Below are 24,598 nucleotides of genomic sequence, written 5' to 3'. Positions count from 1 at the left end.
AATCACTTACAATTTCTCGCCGCACCTGTTGATGCGCGGCGGTCCCCTGACGGATAAGGAGTGGGTATGTTCAATTGGGTCAAAACGGCGATGCTGATGGCCGGGATCACGGCCCTGTTCATCGTGATCGGCGGCATGATCGGCGGCTCGCGCGGCATGACGATCGCGCTGCTGTTCGCGCTCGGCATGAATTTCTTCTCGTACTGGTTCTCGGACAAGATGGTGCTGCGCATGTACAACGCGCAGGAAGTCGACGAGAACACGGCACCGCAGTTCTATCGGATGGTGCGCGAGCTGGCCACGCGCGCGAACCTGCCGATGCCGCGCGTCTACCTGATCAACGAAGATGCGCCGAACGCGTTCGCAACGGGCCGCAACCCCGAGCACGCGGCGGTCGCCGCGACGACGGGCATCCTGCGCGTGCTGTCCGAACGCGAAATGCGCGGCGTGATGGCGCACGAGCTCGCGCACGTGAAGCACCGCGACATCCTGATCTCGACGATCACCGCGACGATGGCGGGCGCGATTTCGGCGCTGGCCAACTTCGCGATGTTCTTCGGCGGGCGCGACGAGAACGGCCGGCCGGCCAACCCGATCGCCGGGATCGCGGTCGCGCTGCTCGCACCGATCGCAGGCGCCTTGATCCAGATGGCGATCTCGCGTGCGCGGGAATTCGAGGCCGACCGCGGCGGCGCGCAGATCTCCGGCGATCCGCAGTCGCTCGCCACCGCGCTCGACAAGATCCATCGCTATGCGGCCGGCATCCCGTTCCAGGCGGCCGAAGCGCATCCGTCCACCGCACAGATGATGATCATGAACCCGCTGCACGGCGGCGGCCTGCAGAACCTGTTCTCCACGCACCCGGCCACCGAGGAGCGCATTGCGCGGCTGATGGAGATGGCCCGTACCGGCCGTTTCGACTAAGCCGCGCCGCACTTCACGCATCGCCCCGCACGCCCCGCGCTGCGGGGCGTTTCATTTGCGCGTCCCGTAAAGGGGCCGCATGGGCCGCACGATACAATGCGCGGTTTGGGATCGCGCGGCCACGCGGCCATCGTGGCCTCGCCGCCTGCCGCGTCCCGTTTGCCGATTTTGCTCCGATGACACGAACCCGCTCCTCCGCTCCGTCCACCGCCGGCCGCCCTGCGCGCCTGTCCGCGCTGCACCTCGCGCCCGATTCGCTGGGCTTCGCGCTCGACGCGGCCGCGCAGGCAGTCGATGCGGTGCGGCGCGGTACCGCGTTGCCGGCGGCGCTCGCCGCGGTGTTCGCGCAGATGCCGGCCGGCGCGCAGGCGCTCGCGCGCGGCGCGACGCAGGACATCGCGTACCGGACGATGCGTCGCCTGGGCAGCGCGGACTGGCTGATCGGCAAGCTCGTCAGCAAGGCGCCGCCCGCACACGTGCACGCGGTGCTTGCCGGCGCGCTCGCGCTGCTGCTCGATCCGGAGGACGCGGCGGCGTATCCGGCGTTCACGATCGTCGACCAGGCCGTGACGGTGATCGGCGGGCGACGCGAATACGTATTCGCGAAGGGGATGGTCAACGCGGTGCTGCGGCGTTTCCTGCGCGAGCGCGACGCGCTCGTAGCGGCGCTGCAGGGCGATCCGGTTGCGCGCTGGAATTACCGTACGTGGTGGGTCGACGCGGTGAAGCGTGCATGGCCCGACACGTGGCAGGCGATCCTCGAGGCCGGCGAGCGCCAGGGGCCGCTGACGCTGCGTGTGAACGCTCGCCGTTCGAGCGTCGACGCGTATCTCGACACGCTGCGCGCCGGCGGAATAGAAGCGACCGCGATCGGCCGCCATGCGGTGCGGCTCGCGTCGGCGCTGCCGGTCGACCGCATTCCGGGTTTTGCCGACGGCGTCGTGTCGGTGCAGGATGCCGGCGCGCAACTCGCGGCCGAATGGCTCGGTGCGCGCGACGGCATGCGCGTGCTCGACGCGTGCGCGGCACCGGGCGGCAAGACCGGTCATATCCTCGAACTGGCTGACGCGGACGTCGTCGCGCTGGAAAGCGATGCGACGCGCGCGGCGCGCATCGGCGAGAACCTCGCGCGCCTGTCGCTCACGGCGGACGTGCGCGTCGGCGATGCGGGCGCGCCGCAAGCGTGGTACGACGGCCGTCCGTTCGATCGCATCCTCGCCGACGTGCCGTGCTCGGCGTCCGGCATCGTGCGTCGCCATCCCGATATCCGCTGGCTGCGCCGCGAAGCCGACATCGCGGCGCTCGTCGTGGAACAGCGCCGCATCCTGTCGGCGCTGTGGCCGCTCGTGAAGCCGGGCGGCGAACTGCTTTACGTGACCTGTTCGATCTTTCCCGAAGAAGGCGAATTGCAGGCGCGCTGGTTTGAAGCGGCCTGTGAAGATGCGGTACGATTGGACGCGCCCGGCCAACTGCTGCCGGGCGGCGTGCGCGGCGGGGCGGCCGGCGCACTCGACCAGAACACCGATCACGACGGATTTTTCTACGCGCGGTTTCAGAAACGGTGACGATCAAACACCTTTTTCCACTTCGGCTCGCAGCCGTCCTGATGGTCGCGCTGGCGCTGTGGCTGACTGTCGTTCGGCCGGCGCATGCCGAATCGATCGCCGTGCAGCGCGCGTCGCTGCAGGCCGACGGAAGCGGCTGGAGCCTCGATGCCCGCTTCGATTTCGAGCTGAATCCGAACCTCGAGGATGCGGTCAACAAGGGCATCCCGCTGTACTTCACGACCGACTTCGAGCTGAGCCGCGCGCGCTGGTACTGGTTCGACGAGCAGCCGGTGTCGGTGTCGCAGACGATCCGCCTGTCGTTCCAGCCGCTCACCCGCGAATATCGCGTGTCGACGGGCGGCTTGCAGCTCGGCTTCCCGTCGCTGAAAGATGCGCTCGCGGTCGTCAGGCACATCACGTCGTGGCACGTGATCGACCGCAACCAGGTGCGCGGCGGCGAAACCTACACGGCGTCGGTGCGGATGCAGCTCGATACCGCGCTGATGCCGAAGCCGTTCCAGGTCGACGCGGTGAACAACCGCGACTGGACGCTCGGGTCGGACTGGAAGCGCTTCAACTTCACGGTGACCGAACGTGCTAAATAAAGTGCGCCGCGCGGCCAGCGGGAAGAGCCTCCTCATTCGCGTGATCGTATCGACCGTCGCGATCACCGCGCTGCTGCTGCTCGTGCTGCTCGCGGCCGCGAGCGCGAACACCGAATTCTTCGACCGCTACTACTCGTGGCTGTACGCGATGAACATCGTCGTCGCGCTCGTGTTCCTGCTCGTGGTGCTCGGGCTGATCGGGATGATCGTCGTGCGCCTGAGGAAGGGCAAGTTCGGCACGCGGCTGCTCGCGAAGCTCGCGGTGTTCTTCGCGCTCGTCGGCGTGGTGCCGGGCGGGATCATCTACATCGTGTCGTACCAGTTCGTGTCGCGCAGTATCGAGTCGTGGTTCGACGTGAACGTCGAGACCGCGCTGACGGCCGGCCTGAACCTCGGCCGCGGGATGCTCGACGCGTCGCTGTCCGACCTGCAGACGAAGGCGCGGCTGATGACCGACCAGCTCGCGAGCGTCGATGCGAACACGAACGGCACGACGCTCACGCTGCTGCGCTTGCGCGACCAGTTCGGCGTGCAGGACGCGACCATCGTCGAACCGAGCCGCGGCGGCTCGGGCGCCGCGCCCGACCTGCACATCGTCGCGCAGGCGTCGGGCAATTTCGCCGCGCTGATTCCGGACGACCTGCCGACCTCGCTGATGCTGAGCCAGGCGCGCGAGCACGGCGTGTACGCGGCGATCGAAGGCGAAGTCGACGGCGACCCGCAGGCGCATGGCGCGAAGGGCGCGTTGCGGCTGCGCGTCGTGCGGCCGATTCCCGACGCGACGACGTCGCTGCTGCAGCCGGCCGAGCGGTTCCTGCAGCTCACGCAGCCGGTGCCGCCGACGCTCGCGCACAACGCGGACGCGGTGCAGCGCGCGTATCGCGAGTACCAGGAGAAATCGCTTGGCCGCACCGGCCTGCGCAAGATGTACATCGGCACGCTGACGCTCGCGCTGTTCCTCGCGACCTTCATCGCGATGATGCTCGCGCTCGCGCTCGGCCAGCAGCTCGCGCGGCCGCTGTTCCTGCTCGCGCAGGGCACCAAGGAGATCACGGAAGGCGACTACACGCCGAAGCGCGAAATCAAGACGCGCGACGAGCTCGGCTTCCTCACGCAGTCGTTCAACGCGATGACGCGCCAGCTGTCCGAGGCGCGGCTCGCGGTCGAGAAGAACCGGGTCGCGCTCGAGCATTCGAAGACGTATCTCGAGAGCATCCTCGCGAACCTGACGGCCGGCGTGTTCGTGCTCGATCGCCAGTTCCGGCTGACGACGGCCAACCGCGGCGCCGAGCGCATCTTCCGGCAGCCGTTCAACTCGATGATCGGCACGGCGCTCGACCGGATCGGCGTCGTTGCGGAATTCGGCGCGATGGTGCGCAAGGCGTTCGCCGATCGCGAGGCGGCATCCGACGGCGGCAGCGGCGATCGCGGTCACTGGCAGCAGCAGTTCGCGGTCGAAGTGCCCGGCGAAGCCGATCCGCTGACGCTGCTCGTGCGCGGCACGCGGCTCGTATCGACGGTCGAGGGCGAGGCGGACGATCCGCAGACGTCCGGCTACGTCGTCGTGTTCGACGACATCTCCGACGTGATTTCCGCGCAGCGTTCGGTCGCGTGGGGTGAAGTCGCGCGCCGGCTCGCGCACGAGATCAAGAACCCGCTGACGCCGATCCAGCTGTCGGCCGAGCGGCTGCAGATGAAGCTGTCCGACAAGCTCGCGCCGCACGACGCGGACGTGCTCAAGCGCGGCGCGACGATGATCGTCAACCAGGTGGCCGCGATGAAGCGGATGGTCGACGATTTCCGCGAGTACGCGCGCACGCCGCCGGCAGTGCTGTCGAACCTGCAGTTGAACGAACTGGCGAGCGAGGTGCTCGGGCTGTATGGCGTCGGCGAAGGCAAGAGCGCGATCGTCGCCGAGCTCGCGCCGTCGCTGCCGGTGATTCGCGGCGACGCGACGCAATTGCGCCAGGTGATTCACAACCTGCTGCAGAACGCGCAGGATTCGGTCGCGGAAGTCGCGCATCCGCGTGTGTTGATCGAAACCAAGACAGTAGAATATGGCGATCCCGACGCCGAGGGCAAAACGCGCGTCGCGGTACGTCTTACCGTGTCCGACAACGGGCCCGGTTTTCCGGCACGCATCCTGACGCGCGCGTTCGAGCCTTACGTCACGACGAAGGCGAAGGGCACGGGGCTCGGGTTGGCCACGGTCAAGAAAATCGTCGACGAGCACGGCGCGCGGATCGATCTGCGCAATCGCATGCACGGCGAGACCGTCGAGGGGGCGCAGGTGTCGATTCTGTTCCTGCAGATGGCGAGCGATACGCCAGGCGCCGAACCTGGCGCGCAGGGCGGGACGGCTCCGGCCAAGACAAAAGCAAGTGTGCAGACAAAGGCAGCGTAAATGGCAACCATCCTGGTGGTAGATGATGAAATGGGCATCCGGGAATTGCTCTCGGAGATCCTCAGCGATGAAGGACATGTCGTCGAGGCGGCGGAGAACGCGCAGGCCGCGCGGGAGTACCGTCTGAATCAGGCGCCCGATCTCGTGCTGCTCGATATCTGGATGCCCGATACCGACGGCGTCACGCTGCTCAAGGAGTGGGCGGCACAGGGCCTGCTGACGATGCCCGTGATCATGATGTCCGGGCACGCGACGATCGACACGGCCGTCGAAGCGACGAAGATCGGCGCACTCGATTTCCTCGAGAAGCCGATCGCGTTGCAGAAGCTGTTGAAGTCCGTCGAGCACGGTCTCGCGCGCGGCGCGGCACCCGTGTCCGTCAACGCGGCGCTGAAGGCCGGTGCCGGCCAGGCCGCGGGCCCGGCAGCGGTGGCGTCCGCGGCGGCATTGCCGACGCTCGGCGACGACATGGCCGCGGCACTCGGCCTTGCGGGCCAGACGGCCGCGATCCCGTTCGACATCCCGTTGCGCGAAGCGCGCGACGCGTTCGAGCGCGCGTACTTCGAGTATCACCTCGCGCGCGAGAACGGCAGCATGACGCGCGTCGCGGAGAAGACCGGCCTCGAGCGCACGCACTTGTATCGCAAGCTCAAACAGCTTGGCGTCGAGCTCGGCAAGAAGCCGTCGGACGGCGTTGCATAAAATATTTTACGAAAACCACTTGCGCGAGTGCGTCAGGCTGGATATACTTTCTCTTCTTCGTTGGCCCGGTAGCTCAGTTGGTAGAGCAGCGGATTGAAAATCCGCGTGTCGATGGTTCGATTCCGTCCCAGGCCACCAGCAGTTCCAACCCCAAGAATCGGAAGGTTCTTGGGGTTTTTCGTTTGTGGTGGGTATTGCGTGTCGTCGGAGGCCTGCCCGGCAGTATTTTCGGGGGCGTGATAAAATCCGTGCCCGCTCAATGACTTAGCGCATCGCTTCATGCGCACGGCATGGCTGCCCGCAGGCGCCGCCGTGACGCGCGGCAACGATGCCGCGCGATGGGCGGTATAAGCGCTCCGCCGCGTTCGCGGCCGACCGCGCTGCCTATACTGGTCGAGCCGGCGCAGGCCGGCACGCGTCGGGCCGTCCGGCGGCTGTCGGCCCCGGGGCGCAGCGCGACGCGAGCCTACACATTCACGGAGTATCACGGTGATTCGGACAGACGCTAAAGACGGCGCGCTCGTGTTGTTTTCCGGCGGGCAGGACTCGGCCACGTGTGTGGCCTGGGCCCTGGAACGCTACCAGACGGTCGAGACGCTCGGCTTCGATTACGGCCAGCGCCACCGCGTCGAACTCGAATGTCGCGAAGGCGTGCGCGAAGCGCTGAAGCATCAGTTCCCCGCCTGGTCGGACCGGCTCGGCGACGATCACATGATCGACCTGTCGGTGCTCGGCGCGATCAGCGATACCGCGATGACGCGCACGATCGAGATCGAGACCACGGCGAACGGCTTGCCGAACACGTTCGTGCCGGGCCGCAACCTGCTGTTCATGACGATCGCCGCGGCGATCGCCTATCGCCGCGGGCTGCGCGTGCTGGTCGGCGGGATGTGCGAGACCGATTTCTCGGGTTACCCGGACTGCCGCGACGACACGATGAAGGCGCTGCAGGTCGCGCTGAACCTCGGGATGGACACGCGTGTCGTGCTCGAGACGCCGCTGATGTGGCTCGACAAGGCGCAGACCTGGCAGCTCGCCGAACAACTCGGCGGCGAGGCGCTCGTCGAGCTGATCCGCGTCGAGACGCACACGTGCTACGTGGGCGAGCGCGCGGAACTGCACGACTGGGGCTTCGGCTGCGGCGAATGCCCGGCCTGCAAGCTGCGCAAGCGCGGCTACGAGGCTTACCTGAAGGGCGAGCGGGTGACCGAAGCGCCGCTGTGACGCACATGCGCCGGCAGCGCTTCATCGATAACCGATTCTGATCGACAACGAGCGGCGCGAGCCGGACGAAGCACGATGACTTACGCGGTCAAGGAAATTTTCTACACGTTGCAGGGCGAGGGCGCGAACGCCGGCCGTCCGGCCGTGTTCTGCCGGTTCGCCGGCTGCAATCTGTGGTCGGGCCGCGAAGAGGATCGTGCGGACGCCGTGTGCCGCTTCTGCGATACCGACTTCGTCGGCACGGACGGCGAGAACGGCGGCAAGTTCAAGGATGCCGAAGCGCTCGTCGCGACGATCGCCGGCCTGTGGCCGGACGGCGAAGCGCATCGCTTCGTCGTCTGCACCGGCGGCGAACCGATGCTGCAGCTCGACCAGCCGCTCGTCGACGCGCTGCATGCGGCGGGCTTCGAGATTGCGATCGAGACCAACGGTTCGCTGCCGGTGCTCGAGACGATCGACTGGATCTGCGTGAGCCCGAAGGCCGATGCGCCGCTCGTCGTCACGAAGGGCAACGAACTGAAGGTGGTGATCCCGCAGGACAACCAGCGGCTCGCCGACTACGCGAAGCTCGATTTCGCGTATTTTCTGGTGCAGCCGATGGACGGCCCGTCGCGCGACATCAACACGAAGCTTGCGATCGACTGGTGCAAGCGGCATCCGCAGTGGCGGCTGTCGATGCAGACCCACAAATATCTGAACATTCCCTGAGCCACGGCTTTTGACATCGTGCTGATTACCCGAAAACTCGAATTCGACGCGGGCCACCGCATTCCCGATCACCGCAGCCAGTGCCGGAACCTGCACGGCCATCGCTACGTGCTCGAAGTCACGCTGCGCGGCGATCTCGTCGATACCGAGGGCGCGCCCGACCGCGGCATGGTGATGGATTTCGCCGACGTGAAGGCGCTCGCGGTCGAGCACCTCGTCAACAAGTGGGACCATGCGTTCCTGGTCTACGCGCGCGACGAAGTCGTGCGCTCGTTCCTCGAGCAGATGGCCGACCACAAGACGGTCGTGATCGACCGGATCCCGACCGTCGAGAACCTCGCGGCGATCGCGTTCGATATCCTCGCGAACGTGTACGACGCGCACTACGGCGTGAACCTGCGCCTGGAGCGCGTGCGCCTGTACGAAACGCCGAACTGCTGGGCCGACGTCGAGCGCCAGCCCGGCCGCTGATCCTGCCTTCCCGTCAGCCCCGCCAGCCGGCGCGGGCTGTCTGCCATCGCGCCGTACCGGCCTCGCGCGGCGCCGCTCTCTGCCCGTTCCCACATTCCGTGTAACGCCGCGCTATGATCGTTGCGTGGCACCGGAAAACGCGTCCGTGCGCCGTCGCGCGGCCCGCGTTGTCAGATCGGCCGCTTGCGACCGACTAACGTCCCAGGGCCCGGCGTGTTGCGCACGCTTCGCCTGTTGCTTGTCCCGTTCGATTGCCTGTCCGCCAGGAGGCCGTATCGATGAGCACGCTCACCAATTCCCTCAAGCAACGTCTGCATGACGGCGACGAGCCGCTGTACGGCCTCTGGCTGTCGCTCGGTTGCGACTCGGCCGCGGAAGCGCTCGCGCACGCCGGCTACGACTGGCTGTGCATCGACATGGAGCATGCGCCGAACGACAGTCGCGACGTCGCGTCGCAACTGCGTGCGCTGGCCGCCGCGCATCTGCCGAGCGAGCCCGTCGTGCGCGTGCCGGGGCGCGAGCCGTGGCTCGTGAAGCGCGCGCTCGACGCCGGCGCGCGCACGCTGATGTTTCCTGGTATCGAGACGCCCGACGACGCCGCGCATGCGGTGCGGCTCACCCGCTTCCCGTCGTCCGATTCCCCGGACGGGCTGCGCGGCGTCGCCGGGATGGTGCGCGCGGCGGCATTCGGGATGCGCCGCGATTACCTGCAGACGGCGAACGCGCAGCTCGCGGTGATCGTGCAGATCGAATCGGCGCGCGGCGTCGACGAAGTCGAGCGGATCGCCGCGACGCCCGGTGTCGACTGCCTGTTCATCGGGCCGGCCGATCTCGCGGCGAGCCTCGGGCATCTCGGCGACAGCCGCCACCCGGACGTCGAAACCGCGATGGCGCGCGTGCTCGCGGCCGGCAAGCAGGCCGGCGTCGCGGTCGGCATCTTCGCGGGCGATACGGCGAGCGCGCGCCAGTATCGCGAGGCCGGCTACCGGATGATCACGCTGTCGGCCGACGTGACGTGGCTGCTGCGCGCGACGCGGCAGGCATTGCAGGAGGTGCGATCATGAATGCGGGCGATGGCGCGGGCGGCATGCGCGCGCGGTGTGCGGCCGGTGCGATCGCTGCGCACGGGCGGATCGGTATGCTGCTCGGGCTGTGGGCCGTGTGCGTCGCCGCGGCCGCGCAGAATGCGCCGCACGCGCAACCGGATCCGGCGCACGAGACGCAATCGGCGGTCGCCGACTACAACGCCGGCGACTATCGCGCGGCGCTGGTGCAGTTCCACGACGCGGCAGAGCGCGGCGACCGGCTCGCGCAGTTCAATTACGCGATGATGCTGCTCACCGGCGTCGGCGTGACGGCGAACGTCGACGAAGGGCTGCGTTGGCTGAAGCGCGCGGCCGACGCGAACATGTCGCACGCGCAGTACGTGTACGGGCGGATGTTCGACGACGGCGAGTTCGTTGCGCGCAACCCGGTCGAAGCGCACCGCTGGTTCCTGCGGGCAGCGAAGCAGGGGCATGTGCAGGCCGAGCTGTCGCTCGCGAACCAGTTCCTCGACGGGCGCGGCACGCCGCGCGACAACCGGCAGGCGTTCGAGTGGTACAAGCTTGCGGCGGACGCCGGCGAGCCGACCGCGCAGTACGTGACCGCGTCGTTCTACGAGCGCGGTGGCGACGGCGTCACGCAGAACCTGAACATCGCGCGCGCGTATTACGCGGCGGCGGCGGCACAGGGCGACGAGACGGCCGAGCTGAAATTCAAGGAGCTGAGCGCGCGGCTCAAGACGCAGGGGCCGGCATCGGGCGCCGGTGCGGACCACGGGAGCCCGCGCGCGACGCCGCAATGAGCGCGCGCCGCACGGCGTGACCGCGTTCGATTTCGACCGGCCCGACGAAAAACGGCGCCCGGGGCGCCGTTTCTTCGTTGCTGCGACTGCCGGCAGCTGTGTGCCGCACCGTGTCGTCAGGTTTTCATCAGCCGCCGCTGTCGTCCGACGCTCATGATCATCCCGATCGCGATGCCGAGCGTCGTGAGCGCGGTGCCGCCGTAGCTCATGAACGGCAACGGCACGCCGACGACGGGCAGCACGCCGCTCACCATCCCGATGTTGACGAACGCATAGACGAAGAACGCGAGCGTGAGCGAGCCCGCGAGCAGGCGGCCGAACAGCGTCGCGCCCTGCGCGGCGATATAGAGCCCGCGCGCGATCAGCGCCATGTAGAGCGTCAGCAGCACGAGGCCGCCGACGAGCCCCCATTCTTCCGAGAACACCGCGAAGATGAAGTCGGTGTGCTTTTCCGGAATGAACTCGAGGTGCGCCTGCGTGCCCTTCAGGTAGCCCTTGCCGAGCACGCCGCCCGAGCCGATCGCGATCACGGCCTGGATCGTGTGGAAGCCCTTGCCGAGCGGGTCGGACGTCGGGTCGAGCAGCGTGCACACGCGGTGCTTCTGGTAGTCGTGCATCAGCGGCCACTGCACGTCGGGCTGGCAGATGCGCTGCTCGAACACGGCGATCGAGCCGACCGCGATCACGCCCGCGATCAGCACCGGCACGATCAGCTTGAACGACAGGCCCGCGAGATAGATCACGAAGAAGCCGGCCGCGAACACGAGCAGGCCCGTGCCGAGGTCGGGCTGCTTCGCGATCAGCGCGACCGGCACCAGCAGGATCCCGAACGCGGCGACGAAGTCGTACCAGCGCACCCCGCCTTCGCGGCGCTGGTAGTACCACGCGAGCATCAGCGGTGTCGCGATCTTGAGGATTTCGGACGGCTGGATCACGACGCCGACGTTCAGCCAGCGTTTCGCGCCCTTCTTGGTCATCCCGAACAGCGCGACCGCAACGAGTAGCGCGACCCCGAACGTATAGAGCGGGACCGCGAAGCGCATCAGCGTCGTTGGCGGGATGTTGGCTATCACCCACATCAGCACGAACGTCAGCATGATGTTGCGCAGCTGATCCTCGACGCGGCCCGGCATGTCGATCGCCGCGCTGTACAGCGTGACGATGCCCACGCACAGCAGCAGGAACACGATGAGGGCGAGCGGGCGGTCGAAGCCCGCGAACATCTGCTTGATCTTGTCGAGCCAGGCGCGCTTGTCGAATTGCATGCCTTTCTCCGTTAATGAGCGGTGCCGGCGGTCGCCGCTTTCGCGGAGGCCGTCGCACGGTAGTTGTCGTCGCGCGGTGCGGTGGCAGCCGGCTGCGCGTCGCTGGCGGGCCGGCGCGGCCGATGCGGACGCCGGATCGGCGGCAGGCTCGCGGCCATCGGCGCGGCGGCGCTGGCGTCGGCCGGCTGCGCGGCGCTCGCCGCGTCGGGCGCCGATGCGGCGTTCGCCGCGCTGGCCGCGTTCGGCGGGACCGGTTGCGGCAGCGCGGTGAAGCCGGCCGCGACGACGGCGGGCTTCGATGCGTCGCCGATCACCGGTGCGTTCACCGGCTCGGTCGCCGAGGCGGCCGCGGCCACGGCGGCCGACTCGCTCTGCGGGTTCTGGCGGTCGACGAGGTAGAAGTCGAGCACGCGGCGCGCGATCGGGCCCGCGGCCTGCGCCCCCCAGCCTCCGTTCTCGACGACCAGCGCCACGGCGATCTGCGGATGGTCGACCGGTGCATACGCGATGAACAGCGCGTGGTCGCGCAGGTGTTCGGCGAGCAGGTGGCCCTTGTAGTTCGAGCCCTGCAACGAGAACACCTGTGCGGTACCGGTCTTGCCGGCCGCCAGGTACTGGGCGCCGCGGAACACCTTGTACGCGGTGCCCGACGGGTTTTCGACCACGTTCTCCATCCCGCGCTTCACGACGTCGATGTCGGACTGCTTGAGCGGGATCACTTCGCTTTCCTTCGGCACGGTCAGGTGGCGCGCCCGCGTGATCGGATCCTCGATTTCCTTCACGAGGTGCGGCTTCATCACGATCCCGTTGTCCGCGAGCGTCGCGGTCGCATGGGCGAGCTGCAGGATCGTGAACGAGTTGTAGCCCTGGCCGATCCCGAGGCTGATCGTTTCGCCGTCGAACCACTTCTGCTGCGCAGGCTTCTTGAACGCCTTCTTCTTCCAGTCGGTCGACGGCAGGATCCCGCGCGCCTCGCCCTGGATGTCGATCCCGGTGATCTGGCCGAAACCGAACGGCTTCATGAAGTTCGCGATGGCATTCACGCCGAGGTCGCGCGCGAGCATGTAGAAATAGGTGTCGTTCGACACCATGATCGCCTTGTTCATGTCGACCCAGCCCTGGCCCGAGCGCACGTCGTTGCGGAACGTGTGGCCGCCGAACGTGAAGTAGCCGGGATCCTGGAAGCCCCAGCCCGGCGTGCGCTTGCCGAGCGTCAGGCCGGCCAGCGCCATGAACGGCTTGTAGGTCGAGCCGGGCGGGTAGGTGCCGTGCAGCGGGCGGTTCAGGAGCGGCTTGTCGGGAGAGTTGTTGAGCTCGTCCCAGGTCTGCTGGTCGATGCCGTCGACGAACGAGTTCGGATCGAAGCTCGGCGACGACACGAACGCGAGCACGTCGCCCGTCTTCGGCTCGATCGCGACAAGCGCGCCGCGCTTGCCGGCGAACGCCTGCTCGGCGACCTGCTGCAGCCCGATGTCGAGCGACAGCACGAGGTTGTTGCCGGGCGTCGCCTGCGTGCGCGACAGCGTGCGCACCGGCCGGCCGCCGGCCGTCACCTCGACTTCCTCGAAGCCCGTCAGGCCATGCAGCTCGGTCTCGTAGCTCTGCTCGACGCCGATCTTGCCGATGTAGTCGGTGCCCTTGTAGTTGTTCGCGTCGCGACGCGGATCGTAATTTTCCTGATCGCTGTCGTTGTCGTCGCTCATCGCGTCGATGCGATCCTGGTCGCGCTTCGAGATCCGGCCGATGTAGCCGATCACGTGCGCGGCCGTCATGCCGAGCGGGTACTGGCGGAACAGCCGCGCGCGCACGTCGACGCCGGGGAAGCGGAAGCGCTGCGCGGTGAAGCGTGCGACTTCCGCGTCGGTCAGGCGCGTGCGGATCGGCAGGCTCTCGAAGTTCTTCGAGTCTTCCTGCAGCTTCTTGAAGCGGCGGCGGTCGCGCGCATCGATCGGGATGATCTCGGACAGCTTGTCGATCGTGTTGTCGAGCGTGTCGTCGAGCTTCGACGGCGTGATTTCGAGCGTATACGCCGAATAGTTCTTCGCGAGGACGACGCCGTTGCGGTCGGTGATGATCCCGCGGTTCGGCACGATCGGCGCGACCGAGATGCGGTTTTCCTCGGCCTGCAGCGCGTATTTGCCGTGCTGGAACAGCTGCAGGTAGAAGAAACGGCTCGCGAGCAGCCCGAAGCAGACGAACACGAACACGCCCGCCGCCGCGACGCGCAGGCGGAACCTCGAGAGCTGTTGCTGGGTGTCGTTGAATTCGGTCATGCGGTTACGTTCGATCTGGCCCGTGCGCGGCGAGCGGGCGCGGGCGACGGGCGGCCCCGGAGCGCGGCGCGCGGCGGGCTTGGGGGCGGCGGGTATTCAAGGTCGGTCCTGGCGGCGCGGCTCAGATGGGGCGCGTATCGTCCGGATCGACCGGGCGGCGTTGCGGCATCAGCAGCAGATGGCTCGCGATCGGCCACAGCGCGGCCTCGACGAAGCCGTCCACCAGATAGCGCCAGCCGGGGAACGCGGCGCCCATCACGAGGCGGATCACGAACGGCACGAGCTGCGCGACGACGAGCAGCGGCGTTACATACAGCACCTGCACGCCGATCGGCATCCACAGCACGCGCCGGTGGATCGTGATCGCGCCGTACGACAGCAGCGTATAGGCGAGCGCGTGCTCGCCGAGCAGCCCCGCGTCATGCACGTCCATCAGGATGCCGAGCGCGAACGCGACGCCCATTCCGACCTTGCGCGGCTGGTGAATGTTCCAGAACAGCAGCACGAGCGCGACGAAGTCGGGCACGCCGGGCAGGCGGCCCCACGGCATCAGGTTCAGCAGGAACGCGGCGGCGAGGCTGAAGACGATGAAGTACGGGTTGACCGGCTGCAGGATGTATTGCGGGCGGTTCATCGCTGGGCTCCTGATTGCCCGGCCGCGGGCTTCGCAGGCGCGGCGGCCGGCTTCGCATTCGCGGCGGCCTTCTCGCTTTTTGCGGCAGCCTTCGCGCCCTTTTTGGCGCCCTTCGCGTTCTTGTCGGCGGCCGGATCGGGATCGGCCGGGCGCGGCGGGGCGTCGTTCTGGTAGTGCAGCACGAGCATCTGGCGCGCGCCGCGCACGGCGGCGATCGGCGCGCAGGTCACGCGGGCGAATGCGGTGTCGGCGAGCTTGTCGACGCGCACGACCTTCGCGACCGGCAGGCCCGGCGGGTAGACGCCGTCGAGGCCGCTCGTGACGAGTTCGTCGCCCACGAGGAGGTCGGAGCTGGTCGGCACGAAGCGCAGGTCGAGCGAGTCGCCCTTCGGCGTGCCGTAGATCACGCTGCGCAGGCCGGTGCGCAGCACCTGCACGGGAATCGCGAGGTCGCGGTCGGTGATCAGCGTGACTTCGGCCTGCAGCGGGAACACGCGCGTGACCTGGCCGATCACGCCGTCTTCGCTGACGACCGGTGCGCCGTCCTGGATGCCCTGCTGCGAACCCTGCCCGATCACGATCTTCTGCGTGAACGGGTCGCTGGTGTCGTACTGGATCTCGACCGGCGTCGATTGCGTCGCGATGTGCTGGCGCAGTTCGAGCACCGCGCGCAGGTGCACGTTCTCCTGCGCGAGCACGGCGGCCTGGTTGGCCTGCGTGGACAGCTGCAGGTTGCGCTTGCGCAGCGCGTCGTTCTCGTGGCGCAGCGATGCGCCCGTGACGGCGATGTCGGCCGCGCCCATGAACAGGTCGCGCGGCACGAGCGCCGCGCGCTGCAGCGGGTACAGCACGGTGCCCAGCACGCCGCGGACGATTTCGAGCGTGCTGAAGCGCGCGTCCGACACGAGGAGCGCGATCGCGAGTGCGACGAAGAAGATGAGCCGCGCGAGCGCGGGCGGACCTTGCTTGAAGAGGGGCGGCGGACTGTATTCCATGGTCGGCGCCGGGCGCGTGGTGATCGGTTAAATAATGCTCAGACGCGCAAACGGCGTGGCGGTTCGTTCTGAACGAGCGATCCGGCCACGCCGCGGGTGCGTCATATCAAACGGGACTGCTTAGACCATCACTCGTACGAGAAGATGCTGCCCAGCTTGTCCATGCGCTCGAGCGCCATGCCCGAGCCGCGCACGACGCACGTGAGCGGGTCTTCCGCGACGAGCACCGGCAGGCCGGTTTCTTCCGCGAGCAGGCGATCGAGGTCGCGCAGCAGTGCGCCGCCGCCCGTCAGCATCATCCCGCGCTCGGCGATGTCGGCGCCGAGTTCCGGCGGCGTCTGCTCGAGGGCGATCTTCACCGACGACACGATCTGGTTCAGCGGGTCGGTCAGTGCTTCGAGAATTTCGTTGCTGGAGATCGTGAAGCTGCGCGGAATGCCTTCCGACAGGTTGCGGCCCTTCACTTCCATTTCCTTGACTTCGGAGCCCGGGAACGCGGAGCCGATCTCCTTCTTGATCGCTTCGGCGGTTTGTTCGCCGATCAGCATCCCGTAGTTGCGGCGGATGTAGTTGACGATCGCTTCGTCGAACTTGTCGCCGCCGACGCGCACCGAGCCCTTGTACACGATGCCGCCGAGCGAGATCACGCCGACTTCGGTCGTGCCGCCGCCGATGTCGACGACCATCGAGCCCGTGGCTTCCGACACCGGCAGGCCCGCGCCGATCGCGGCCGCCATCGGCTCCTCGATCAGGTAGACCTGCGAGGCGCCGGCGCCGTGTGCCGCTTCCTTGATCGCGCGGCGCTCGACCTGGGTCGAGCCGCACGGCACGCAGATGATGATGCGCGGCGACGGGGAGAACATGCGCGATTCGTGCGCCGTCTTGATGAACTGCTTGATCATCTGCTCGGTGACGGTGAAGTCGGCGATCACGCCGTCCTTCATCGGGCGGATCGCCTCGATGTTGCCCGGTACCTTGCCGAGCATCTGCTTGGCTTCCTTGCCGACCGCCTGGATCGTCTTCTTGCCGTTGGGGCCGCCTTCCTGGCGAATCGACACGACGGACGGCTCATCGAGGACGATGCCCTTGCCGCGCATGTAGATCAGGGTGTTTGCGGTGCCGAGGTCGATCGCGAGATCGTTGGAGAAGTAGCTGCGCAAAAAACCGAACATTCAGAATCCTGTTTCGCTCTGGGCCGGCCCTGCATAGCGAGCGCTGAGGGCGGCAGCGGAAAAAATAACAGCCTCGGGAAGCGTGGCGGAAGCGGCCGCCGCGGCGCACGAAGCTGCGAGTGATGTCTACCGGGGGCGCACGAAGCACGCACGGCTTGCCGAAGTGGGGCGAAACGGTGCGGGAAAAGGCTGCCGGGTTTGGGTCGAACGCGTAATGATACCTTATAATTTCACGGTATTTGAATCGAAACGGGCGGTATTTTTGCCGCTTCGGCCCCGATTTTTGAGGGTGGGATCGCACCCTCCAACCCCCCGCCGCAACGCTGTTTTCGAGGTGTTGCGCAGTCTTGTTTTTCCGGTGATCGCATGGCCCTGACCCTGACCGATGTGAAACGCATCGCGCACCTGGCGCGACTCGAAATGGCCGACGCCGACGCCGAGCATACGCTCGGCCAGCTCAACGAATTCTTCGGCCTCGTCGAGCGGATGCAGGCGGTCGACACCGCCGGCATCGCGCCGCTCGCCCACCCGATCGAACAGATCCAGGAAGTCGCGCAACGCCTGCGCGACGACGCCGTGACGGAAGTCGTCAATCGCGACGACAACCAGCGTCCGGCGCCGGCCGTCCAGGACGGCCTCTATCTCGTGCCGAAGGTGATCGAGTAAGCATTCGCTGACAAGCGCGCCGGCCCTGCGCTGCGCGCGACCCAGAATTCCCAGGAAAACCACTCAATGCACGCAAAAAGCCTGACCGAACTGCGCGCCGCGCTCGCCGCCAAGGAATGCTCGGCCGTCGAGCTCGCGCAGCTCTACCTGAAACGGATCGACGCGGCTCGCGACCTGAACGCGTTCGTCCATGTCGACGCCGATCTGACCCTCGCACAGGCGAAGGCCGCCGACGCCGAGCTCGCGCGCGGCGCGGGCGGCGCGCTGACCGGCTTGCCGATCGCGCACAAGGACGTGTTCGTCACGCGCGGCTGGCGCTCGACCGCCGGCTCGAAGATGCTCGCGAACTACGAGAGCCCGTTCGACGCGACCGTCGTCGCCCGCCTGCAGGCGGCCGGCATGGTCACGCTCGGCAAGACCAACATGGACGAGTTCGCGATGGGCTCGTCCAACGAGAACTCGGCGTTCGGCGCGGTGAAGAACCCGTGGGACACCAATGCGGTGCCGGGCGGCAGCTCGGGCGGCAGCTCGGCCGCCGTCGCCGCGCGCCTCGCGCCGGCCGTGACCGGCACCGACACCGGCGGCTCGATCCGCCAGCCCGCGTCGTTCGCGGGCGTGACGGGCATCAAGCCGACCTACGGCCGCGTGTCGCGCTACGGGATGATCGCGTTCGCGTCGTCGCTCGACCAGGGCGGCCCGATGGCGCAGAGCGCGTCGGACTGCGCGCTGCTGCTGAACGCGATGGCCGGCTTCGACGAGCGCGACTCGACGAGCCTCGAGCACGACGACGAAGACTTCACGCGCCACCTTGGCCAGCCGTGGGCGGCCGGCAACGACGCGGGCAAGCCGCTCGCGGGCCTGCGCATCGGCCTGCCGAACGAATATTTCGGCGACGGTCTCGCCGACGACGTGCGCGCATCGATCGACGCGGCGCTCAAGCAATATGAAGCGCTCGGCGCGACGCTCGTGCCCGTATCGCTGCCGAAGACGGAGCTGTCGATCCCCGTGTACTACGTGATCGCACCGGCTGAAGCGTCGTCGAACCTGTCGCGTTTCGACGGCGTGCGCTTCGGCCATCGCGCCGCGCAGTACGGCGACCTGCTCGACATGTACAAGAAGTCGCGCGCCGAAGGCTTCGGCCCCGAGGTGAAGCGCCGGATTCTCGTCGGCGCCTACGTGCTGTCGCACGGCTACTACGACGCGTACTACCTGCAGGCGCAGAAGATCCGCCGCATCATCGCGCAGGATTTCCAGGAAGCGTTCAAGTCCTGCGACGTCATCATGGGCCCGGCGTCGCCGACGGTCGCATGGGATCTCGGCGCGAAGGGCGACGATCCGGTGCAGATGTATCTCGCGGATATCTACACGCTGTCGGTGAGCCTCGCCGGCCTGCCCGGCATGAGCGTGCCGTGCGGTTTCGGCGCGGGCGCGAACGCGAAGCGTCCGGTCGGCCTGCAGATCATCGGCAACTATTTCAACGAAGCCCGGATGCTGCAGGTCGCGGACGCGTTCCAGCGCGCGACCGACTGGCACAAGCAAGTTCCGGCGGGGGTGTAAGCATGACTCAGTGGGAAGTCGTTATCGGTCTCGAGACGCACGCGCAACTGTCGACCGTCTCTAAGATTTTCTCCGGCGCGTCGACGCAGTTCGGCGCGGAGCCGAACACGCAGGCCTGCCCGGTCGACCTGGCGCTGCCGGGCGTGCTGCCGGTGCTGAACCGCGGCGCGGTCGAGCGCGCGATCCGCTTCGGCCTCGCGATCGGCTCGACCATCGCGCCGCGCAGCATCTTCGCGCGCAAGAATTATTTCTACCCCGATCTGCCGAAGGGCTATCAGATCAGCCAGTACGAGATTCCGGTCGTGCAGGGCGGCCAGATCACGATCCAGGTGCCCGCCAACGAAAAGGCCGGCAAGGAAGCGTACGAGAAGACCGTCAACCTGACCCGCGCGCACCTCGAGGAAGATGCGGGCAAGTCGCTGCATGAAGACTTCGCCGGGATGACGGGGATCGACCTGAACCGCGCGGGCACGCCGCTGCTCGAGATCGTCACCGAGCCGGAAATGCGCAGCGCGGCCGAGGCCGTCGCCTACGCGAAGGCGCTGCATGCGCTCGTCGTGTGGCTCGGCATCTGCGACGGCAACATGCAGGAAGGCTCGTTCCGCTGCGACGCGAACGTGTCGGTGCGCCCCGTCGGCCAGGAGAAGTTCGGCACGCGTGCCGAGATCAAGAACCTGAACTCGTTCCGGTTCCTCGAGGAAGCGATCAACTACGAGGTCCGTCGCCAGATCGAGCTGATCGAGGACGGCGGCGAAGTCGTGCAGGAAACGCGCCTCTACGATCCGGACAAGCGCGAGACGCGTTCGATGCGCAGCAAGGAAGACGCGCACGACTACCGCTACTTCCCCGATCCCGACCTGATGCCGCTCGTGATCGGCCAGGACTGGGTCGAGCGCGTGCAGGCCGGGATGCCCGAGCTGCCGGCCGCGATGCAGCAGCGCTTCGCCGAGCAATATGGCGTGTCCGCGTACGACGCGGGCGTGCTGACGTCGAGCAAGGCGATGGCCGCGTATTTCGAATCGGTGGTCGCGAAGGCCGGCGCGGCGAACGCGAAGATCGCCGCGAACTGGCTGATGGGCGACGTGTCGTCGCAACTGAACCGCGACGGCATCGAGATCGACGCGATCCCGGTCTCGGCCGCCCAGCTCGCGCTGGTGCTGCAGCGCATCGCCGACGGCACGATCTCGAACAAGATCGCGAAGGAAATCTTCGCGACGATCTGGGACGAGCAGGCAACCGACGAAGGCGCGGCCGACCGCATCATCGACGCGAAGGGCCTGAAGCAGATCTCCGACACCGGCGCGCTGGAAGCGATCATCGACGAGGTGCTCGCGGCGAACGCGAAGTCGGTCGAGGAATTCCGCGCGGGCAAGGAAAAGGCGTTCAACGCGCTGATCGGCCAGGCCATGAAGGCGACGAAGGGCAAGGCCAATCCGCAGCAGGTCAACGAACTGCTGAAGAAGAAGCTCGGCTGAACATGGGCGCGCGCCTGAACCGCGCTTGACGACGGGCCGCCGCCGAACCTGTTCGGGGCGGCCCGTCGTTTTGGTGCATGCGTTATCGTGTGCACGTGCGCACCACACCGTCCAACGGAGGAACGAATGGCGAAACAACCGTCGCTCGACGATTTCCGCGTGCCGTACGGCACGCGCGAGAAGGAAGCTGCCGGATTCAAGCTCGATGCGTTCGATCCGGGCGCGAAGCCGTTCTCGTCGGGTTCGAAGGACGCCGACCGCGAACGGCTCACCGCCGTGTCGACGGCGCTCGACGTGCAGCAGGAGCGCCTGCACACGCAGCAGAAGAAGCGCGTGCTGCTCGTGCTGCAGGGGATGGACACCAGCGGCAAGGACGGCACCGTGCGCGCGGTGTTCCGCGACGTCGATCCGCTCGGCCTGCGCATCGTGCCGTTCAAGGCGCCCACGCCGATCGAGGCCGCGCACGACTTCCTGTGGCGCGTGCATGCGCAGGTGCCGGCCGCGGGCGAACTCGCGATCTTCAACCGCAGCCACTACGAAGACGTGCTCGTGCCGCGCGTGCTCGACCTCATCGACGACAAGGAATGCGAGCGCCGCTACCGGCAGATCCGCGATTTCGAGACGATGCTGGCCGAGAACGGCACGACGATCATCAAGTGCTTCCTGCATATCTCGAAGGACGAGCAGCGCGAGCGGCTGCAGGCGCGCATCGACGATCCGGCCAAGCACTGGAAATTCGACATCTCCGATCTCGACGCGCGCAAGCACTGGGACGCGTACCAGTCGGCGTACCGCGACGCGCTCGCCGCGACGTCGGCCGAGCATGCGCCGTGGTACGTGATTCCGGCGAACTCGAAGACGCACCGCAACGTGATGATCTCCGAACTGCTGCTGCGCACGATGACCGACATGAAGCTCGAATTCCCGCCGCCGAAGCCGGAGCTCGACGGGGTGAAGATCCGCTAGGCTGCGATCCTGTAAAAAAACATCGAACTGAACTGAACAACGGAACCCGACATGATGCGAGTGATTACCGCCAACCTGAACGGCATCCGCTCCGCCGCGAAGAAAGGCTTCTTCGAATGGTTCGGCGAGCAGAACGCCGACTGCGTGTGCGTGCAGGAAATCAAGGTGTCGGCCGACGACCTGCCGGCCGAATTCGTCGAGCCGCACGGCTTCAGGAGCTATTTCCACCACGCCGAGAAGAAGGGTTACAGCGGCGCGGGCGTGTACAGCCGCCACGAGCCCGATGACGTGATCATCGGCTTCGGCAGCAGCGAATTCGACTCCGAGGGGCGTTACGTCGAGGCGCGCTACGGCAAGCTGTCGGTCGTGTCGGTGTACGTGCCGTCCGGCTCGAGCGGCGAAGAGCGCCAGCAGGCGAAGTACCGCTTCATGGACGAGTTCATGCCGCACCTGGCCGAGCTGAAGAAAAAGCGCGAGGTGATCCTGTGCGGCGACGTGAACATCGTCCACAAGGAAATCGACATCAAGAACTGGAAGAGCAACCAGAAGAATTCGGGCTGCCTGCCGGAAGAGCGCGCGTGGCTCACGCAACTGTTCGACGACGTCGGCTATGTCGACGTGTTCCGCACGCTCGACCCGCGCGCGGAGCAGTACACGTGGTGGAGCAACCGCGGCCAGGCATACGCGAAGAACGTCGGGTGGCGGATCGATTACCAGATCGCGACGCCGGGCGTGGCCGGCACCGCCAAGAGCACGTCGATCTTCAAGGACATCAAGTTCAGCGATCACGCGCCGCTGACGGTGGATTACGACTACAAGAAGTAATCGTCGACGCGGTGCGGCATGACGCGCACCGCAGTCGAACCTGCCGGTCGCCGGATGCAAAACGGGCCGCATGTCGAACATGCGGCCCGTTTCGTCTGGCGCGTCGCTTACTGCTTGAGCGACGCCATGTCCACCACGAACCGGTACTTCACGTCGCTCTTCAGCATCCGCTCGTAAGCGGCATTGATCTGCTGCATCGGAATCGTTTCGATATCCGACGTGATCCCGTGTTCCGCGCAGAAATCGAGCATTTCCTGCGTCTCCGCGATCCCGCCGATCAGCGAGCCCGCGAGGCGGCGGCGCTTGAAGATCAGGTTGAACACCTGCGGCGACGGGTGGTCGTGCTCCGGCGCGCCGACGAGCGTCATCGTGCCGTCGCGCTTGAGCAGGTGCAGGAACGGATTCAGGTCGTGCTGCGCGGCGACCGTGTTCAGGATGAAGTCGAAGCTGTTCAGGTGCGCGTTCATCTGCGCTTCGTCCTTCGAGATCACCACTTCGTGCGCGCCGAGCCGCTTGCCGTCCTCGATCTTCGACGGCGACGTCGTGAACAGCACGACGTGCGCGCCCATCGCGCGCGCGAGCTTCACGCCCATATGGCCGAGCCCGCCGAGGCCGACGATCCCGACCTTCTTGCCGGGGCCGACGTTCCACTGGCGCAGCGGCGAATAGGTCGTGATCCCCGCGCACAGCAGCGGCGCGGCGCCGGCCGGGTCGAGCGTCTCCGGCACGCGCAGCACGAATGCCTCGTCGACGACGAGCTGCGTCGAGTAGCCGCCGTACGTGACGTCGCCGGTCACGCGATCCTGGCCGTTGTAGGTGCCGACGAAGCCGTTCTCGCAATACTGCTCGAGGCCTTCCTCGCAGCTCGGGCAGGTGCGGCACGAGTCGACGAGGCAGCCGACGCCGACCAGCTCGCCGACCTTGAAGCGCGATACCTGGGGGCCGGTCGCGGTCACGCGGCCGACGATTTCATGGCCCGGCACGACCGGGTAGATCGTGTTGCGCCATTCGTTGCGGGCCTGGTGCAGGTCCGAGTGGCAAACGCCGCAGTACAACACCTCGATCTGGACGTCGAGGTCGCGCAGCGCGCGGCGCTGGAATTCGAACGGGGCGAGCGGCGAGCGCGCATCGGTCGCCGCGTAAGCGTAAGTTGTGCTCATGCAGGGGGCTCCTTGTCCGGGAAAACATCCGGCGAAACAGACTGCCGCCGCACCATGTGGCGGTGCGGCGAGACAGGTGCCCATCGTAAGGAGCGCGCGGCCGCGGCGAAATACACGAAGGTCTCGAAGATTTGCCTATTCCTCTCGAATTGCACGCGAGCGGCCGTCAAAACGGTTTCAGGGTGCTACATTGCGAGCCAGATTCTCTTGCAGGACAGGATGACGCCGATGAGCTTCCAGCCCCTTTTCGACGACTCGGGCGACCGCGTGCGGCGCCGCATGATCGAGCTGCATGCGCGCCTCGCGCCGAACGAGGGCGACACGCTGGCGGCGCTCGACGGCGTGCGCTTCATCCGCGTGAGCCGGCCGGTGCCGCGTATGCCGGTGCTGTACGAGCCGAGCATCATCGTCGTGTGCCAGGGCCGCAAGCTCGGCTATCTCGGCGAGCGCTCGTTCGTCTACGACGCGCAGCAGTATCTTGTGCTGTCGGTGCCGTTGCCGTTCGAATGCGAAACCTTCGCGAGCATGGACGAGCCGTTTCTCGCGATCTCGATCCGCGTCGATCTCGCGGTGATCGCCGAACTCGCGATCCTGCTCGACGAGACGCTCGGCGCCGCGGTCAGCGAGCCTCACGGCGTCTACTCGACACCGCTCGATGCGCCGCTTGCCGACGCGGTGGTGCGCCTCCTCGAAGCGCTCGCGTCGCCGCACGATACGTGCGTGCTCGGGCCGGCGATCATGCGCGAGATCGCGTATCGCGTGCTGACCGGCGCGCAGGGCGACGCGATACGCGCGGCGCTCGTTCAGCAGCATCATTTCGGCCGCATCGCGAAGGCGCTGCGGCGCATCCATGCGGACCTGACGGCCGATCTCGACGTCGAGACGCTCGCGCGCGAGGCCGGAATGAGCCTCGCGGTGTTCCACGCGCAGTTCAAGCACGTGACCGCGACGTCGCCGATGCAGTATGTGAAGGCCGCGCGCCTGCACCAGGCGCGGTTGATGATGGTGCAGGACGGCGTCGGGGCGGGGGCCGCCGCCGCGCGGGTCGGCTATGCGAGCGCGTCGCAGTTCAGCCGCGAGTTCAAGCGGCTGTTCGGCCGCAGCCCGGGTGACGAAGTGCGTGCGATGCGCGAAAGCGGCGCCGGAAGCCGGCCGGTCGAATCGGTCGTCCGCGCGTAG

General features: G+C 67.2%; 22 protein-coding genes and 1 tRNA gene. 17 read left to right on the top strand and 6 right to left on the bottom strand.

Going from position 1 to position 24,598, the window contains the following annotated elements; genetic code table 11:
• The first annotated feature begins 66 nt into the window (after positions 1 to 66).
• The 11 genes from htpX (at position 67) to DCN14_RS31330 (ending at position 10,431) form a co-directional block, all read left to right on the top strand.
• Entirely contained in the window at positions 67 to 924 is an 858-nt protein-coding gene (htpX, locus tag DCN14_RS31380) for a zinc metalloprotease HtpX (protein WP_096508459.1), read from the top strand.
• A 176-nt stretch (positions 925 to 1,100) separates the two neighbouring features.
• A complete protein-coding gene (gene rsmB / locus DCN14_RS31375) occupies positions 1,101 to 2,489 on the top strand; it encodes a 16S rRNA (cytosine(967)-C(5))-methyltransferase RsmB (protein ID WP_096508460.1) in 1,389 nt (462 codons plus the stop codon).
• Entirely contained in the window at positions 2,486 to 3,076 is a 591-nt protein-coding gene (locus tag DCN14_RS31370; protein WP_096508470.1) for a DUF4390 domain-containing protein, read from the top strand. The genes rsmB and DCN14_RS31370 overlap by 4 nt, the downstream gene beginning before the upstream one ends.
• A complete protein-coding gene (gene esaS, locus DCN14_RS31365) occupies positions 3,066 to 5,480 on the top strand; it encodes a sensor histidine kinase EsaS (RefSeq protein ID WP_096508461.1) in 2,415 nt (804 codons plus the stop codon). Before DCN14_RS31370 ends, esaS begins: the two co-directional genes overlap by 11 nt.
• On the top strand, positions 5,481 to 6,182 hold the full coding sequence (esaR, locus tag DCN14_RS31360; RefSeq protein ID WP_096508462.1) for a response regulator transcription factor EsaR: 702 nt from the start codon (positions 5,481 to 5,483) through the stop codon (positions 6,180 to 6,182). It begins immediately after the preceding gene.
• Positions 6,183 to 6,244: 62 nt separating this feature from the next.
• Positions 6,245 to 6,320, top strand: a tRNA-Phe gene (locus DCN14_RS31355).
• A 351-nt stretch (positions 6,321 to 6,671) separates the two neighbouring features.
• Positions 6,672 to 7,406, top strand: a complete 735-nt coding sequence (gene queC / locus DCN14_RS31350) for a 7-cyano-7-deazaguanine synthase QueC (protein ID WP_096508463.1) — start codon at positions 6,672 to 6,674, stop codon at positions 7,404 to 7,406.
• 75 nt (positions 7,407 to 7,481) lie between these two features.
• Entirely contained in the window at positions 7,482 to 8,114 is a 633-nt protein-coding gene (gene queE / locus DCN14_RS31345; RefSeq protein WP_096508464.1) for a 7-carboxy-7-deazaguanine synthase, read from the top strand.
• 18 nt (positions 8,115 to 8,132) lie between these two features.
• Complete coding sequence (gene queD, locus DCN14_RS31340) at positions 8,133 to 8,585, top strand: 6-carboxytetrahydropterin synthase QueD (RefSeq protein WP_014895699.1); 453 nt, start codon at positions 8,133 to 8,135, stop codon at positions 8,583 to 8,585.
• Positions 8,586 to 8,863: 278 nt separating this feature from the next.
• Positions 8,864 to 9,649, top strand: coding sequence for an aldolase/citrate lyase family protein (locus tag DCN14_RS31335; protein WP_096508465.1), 786 nt, complete (start codon positions 8,864 to 8,866; stop codon positions 9,647 to 9,649).
• On the top strand, positions 9,646 to 10,431 hold the full coding sequence (locus DCN14_RS31330; protein ID WP_096508466.1) for a tetratricopeptide repeat protein: 786 nt from the start codon (positions 9,646 to 9,648) through the stop codon (positions 10,429 to 10,431). The genes DCN14_RS31335 and DCN14_RS31330 overlap by 4 nt, the downstream gene beginning before the upstream one ends.
• A 116-nt stretch (positions 10,432 to 10,547) precedes the next feature.
• Here DCN14_RS31330 and rodA read toward each other — a convergent pair whose 3' ends face one another.
• From rodA to DCN14_RS31305, 5 genes are all read right to left on the bottom strand, one after another.
• A complete protein-coding gene (gene rodA / locus DCN14_RS31325; protein ID WP_096508467.1) occupies positions 10,548 to 11,696 on the bottom strand; it encodes a rod shape-determining protein RodA in 1,149 nt (382 codons plus the stop codon).
• 11 nt (positions 11,697 to 11,707) lie between these two features.
• Positions 11,708 to 13,969 (bottom strand): penicillin-binding protein 2, encoded by a 2,262-nt coding sequence (gene mrdA, locus DCN14_RS31320; RefSeq protein WP_115531468.1) that lies wholly within the window; start codon positions 13,967 to 13,969, stop codon positions 11,708 to 11,710.
• A gap of 121 nt (positions 13,970 to 14,090) precedes the next feature.
• Positions 14,091 to 14,603 carry a rod shape-determining protein MreD gene (gene mreD / locus DCN14_RS31315; RefSeq protein ID WP_009687274.1) on the bottom strand — a complete coding sequence of 171 codons (513 nt, stop codon included), beginning with the start codon at positions 14,601 to 14,603 and terminating at the stop codon, positions 14,091 to 14,093.
• Positions 14,600 to 15,598 (bottom strand): rod shape-determining protein MreC, encoded by a 999-nt coding sequence (gene mreC / locus DCN14_RS31310; RefSeq protein WP_096508407.1) that lies wholly within the window; start codon positions 15,596 to 15,598, stop codon positions 14,600 to 14,602. Before mreC ends, mreD begins: the two co-directional genes overlap by 4 nt.
• Before the next feature lie 128 nt (positions 15,599 to 15,726).
• Positions 15,727 to 16,770 (bottom strand): rod shape-determining protein, encoded by a 1,044-nt coding sequence (locus tag DCN14_RS31305; protein ID WP_004189550.1) that lies wholly within the window; start codon positions 16,768 to 16,770, stop codon positions 15,727 to 15,729.
• Between the two features lie 366 nt (positions 16,771 to 17,136).
• Here DCN14_RS31305 and gatC point away from each other — a divergent pair, with 366 nt between their 5' ends.
• From gatC to DCN14_RS31280, 5 genes are all read left to right on the top strand, one after another.
• Positions 17,137 to 17,436 (top strand): Asp-tRNA(Asn)/Glu-tRNA(Gln) amidotransferase subunit GatC, encoded by a 300-nt coding sequence (gene gatC / locus DCN14_RS31300; protein ID WP_096508406.1) that lies wholly within the window; start codon positions 17,137 to 17,139, stop codon positions 17,434 to 17,436.
• Between the two features lie 66 nt (positions 17,437 to 17,502).
• A complete protein-coding gene (gatA, locus tag DCN14_RS31295; RefSeq protein ID WP_096508405.1) occupies positions 17,503 to 18,993 on the top strand; it encodes an Asp-tRNA(Asn)/Glu-tRNA(Gln) amidotransferase subunit GatA in 1,491 nt (496 codons plus the stop codon).
• A gap of 2 nt (positions 18,994 to 18,995) precedes the next feature.
• On the top strand, positions 18,996 to 20,468 hold the full coding sequence (gene gatB / locus DCN14_RS31290) for an Asp-tRNA(Asn)/Glu-tRNA(Gln) amidotransferase subunit GatB (RefSeq protein ID WP_096508404.1): 1,473 nt from the start codon (positions 18,996 to 18,998) through the stop codon (positions 20,466 to 20,468).
• Between the two features lie 126 nt (positions 20,469 to 20,594).
• Positions 20,595 to 21,434 (top strand): polyphosphate kinase 2 family protein, encoded by an 840-nt coding sequence (locus tag DCN14_RS31285; RefSeq protein ID WP_096508403.1) that lies wholly within the window; start codon positions 20,595 to 20,597, stop codon positions 21,432 to 21,434.
• Between the two features lie 51 nt (positions 21,435 to 21,485).
• Positions 21,486 to 22,259 (top strand): exodeoxyribonuclease III, encoded by a 774-nt coding sequence (locus DCN14_RS31280; RefSeq protein WP_096508402.1) that lies wholly within the window; start codon positions 21,486 to 21,488, stop codon positions 22,257 to 22,259.
• A gap of 107 nt (positions 22,260 to 22,366) precedes the next feature.
• Here the strand turns inward: DCN14_RS31280 and DCN14_RS31275 are convergent, their stop codons facing one another.
• The gene (locus DCN14_RS31275) at positions 22,367 to 23,419 is read right to left on the bottom strand and encodes an NAD(P)-dependent alcohol dehydrogenase (protein ID WP_096508401.1); all 1,053 of its coding nucleotides are present in this window, start codon (positions 23,417 to 23,419) and stop codon (positions 22,367 to 22,369) included.
• Between the two features lie 228 nt (positions 23,420 to 23,647).
• Here DCN14_RS31275 and DCN14_RS31270 point away from each other — a divergent pair, with 228 nt between their 5' ends.
• Positions 23,648 to 24,598: an AraC family transcriptional regulator gene (locus tag DCN14_RS31270; protein ID WP_096508411.1), complete on the top strand. Its 951-nt coding sequence runs from the start codon at positions 23,648 to 23,650 to the stop codon at positions 24,596 to 24,598.

The organism is Burkholderia sp. IDO3 (assembly GCF_003366075.1).
GTDB classification, from domain to species: Bacteria; Pseudomonadota; Gammaproteobacteria; order Burkholderiales; family Burkholderiaceae; genus Burkholderia; species Burkholderia anthina.
The sequence above is the reverse complement of the archived record's forward strand: the minus strand, read 5'-3'. Positions and strand labels throughout refer to the sequence as shown.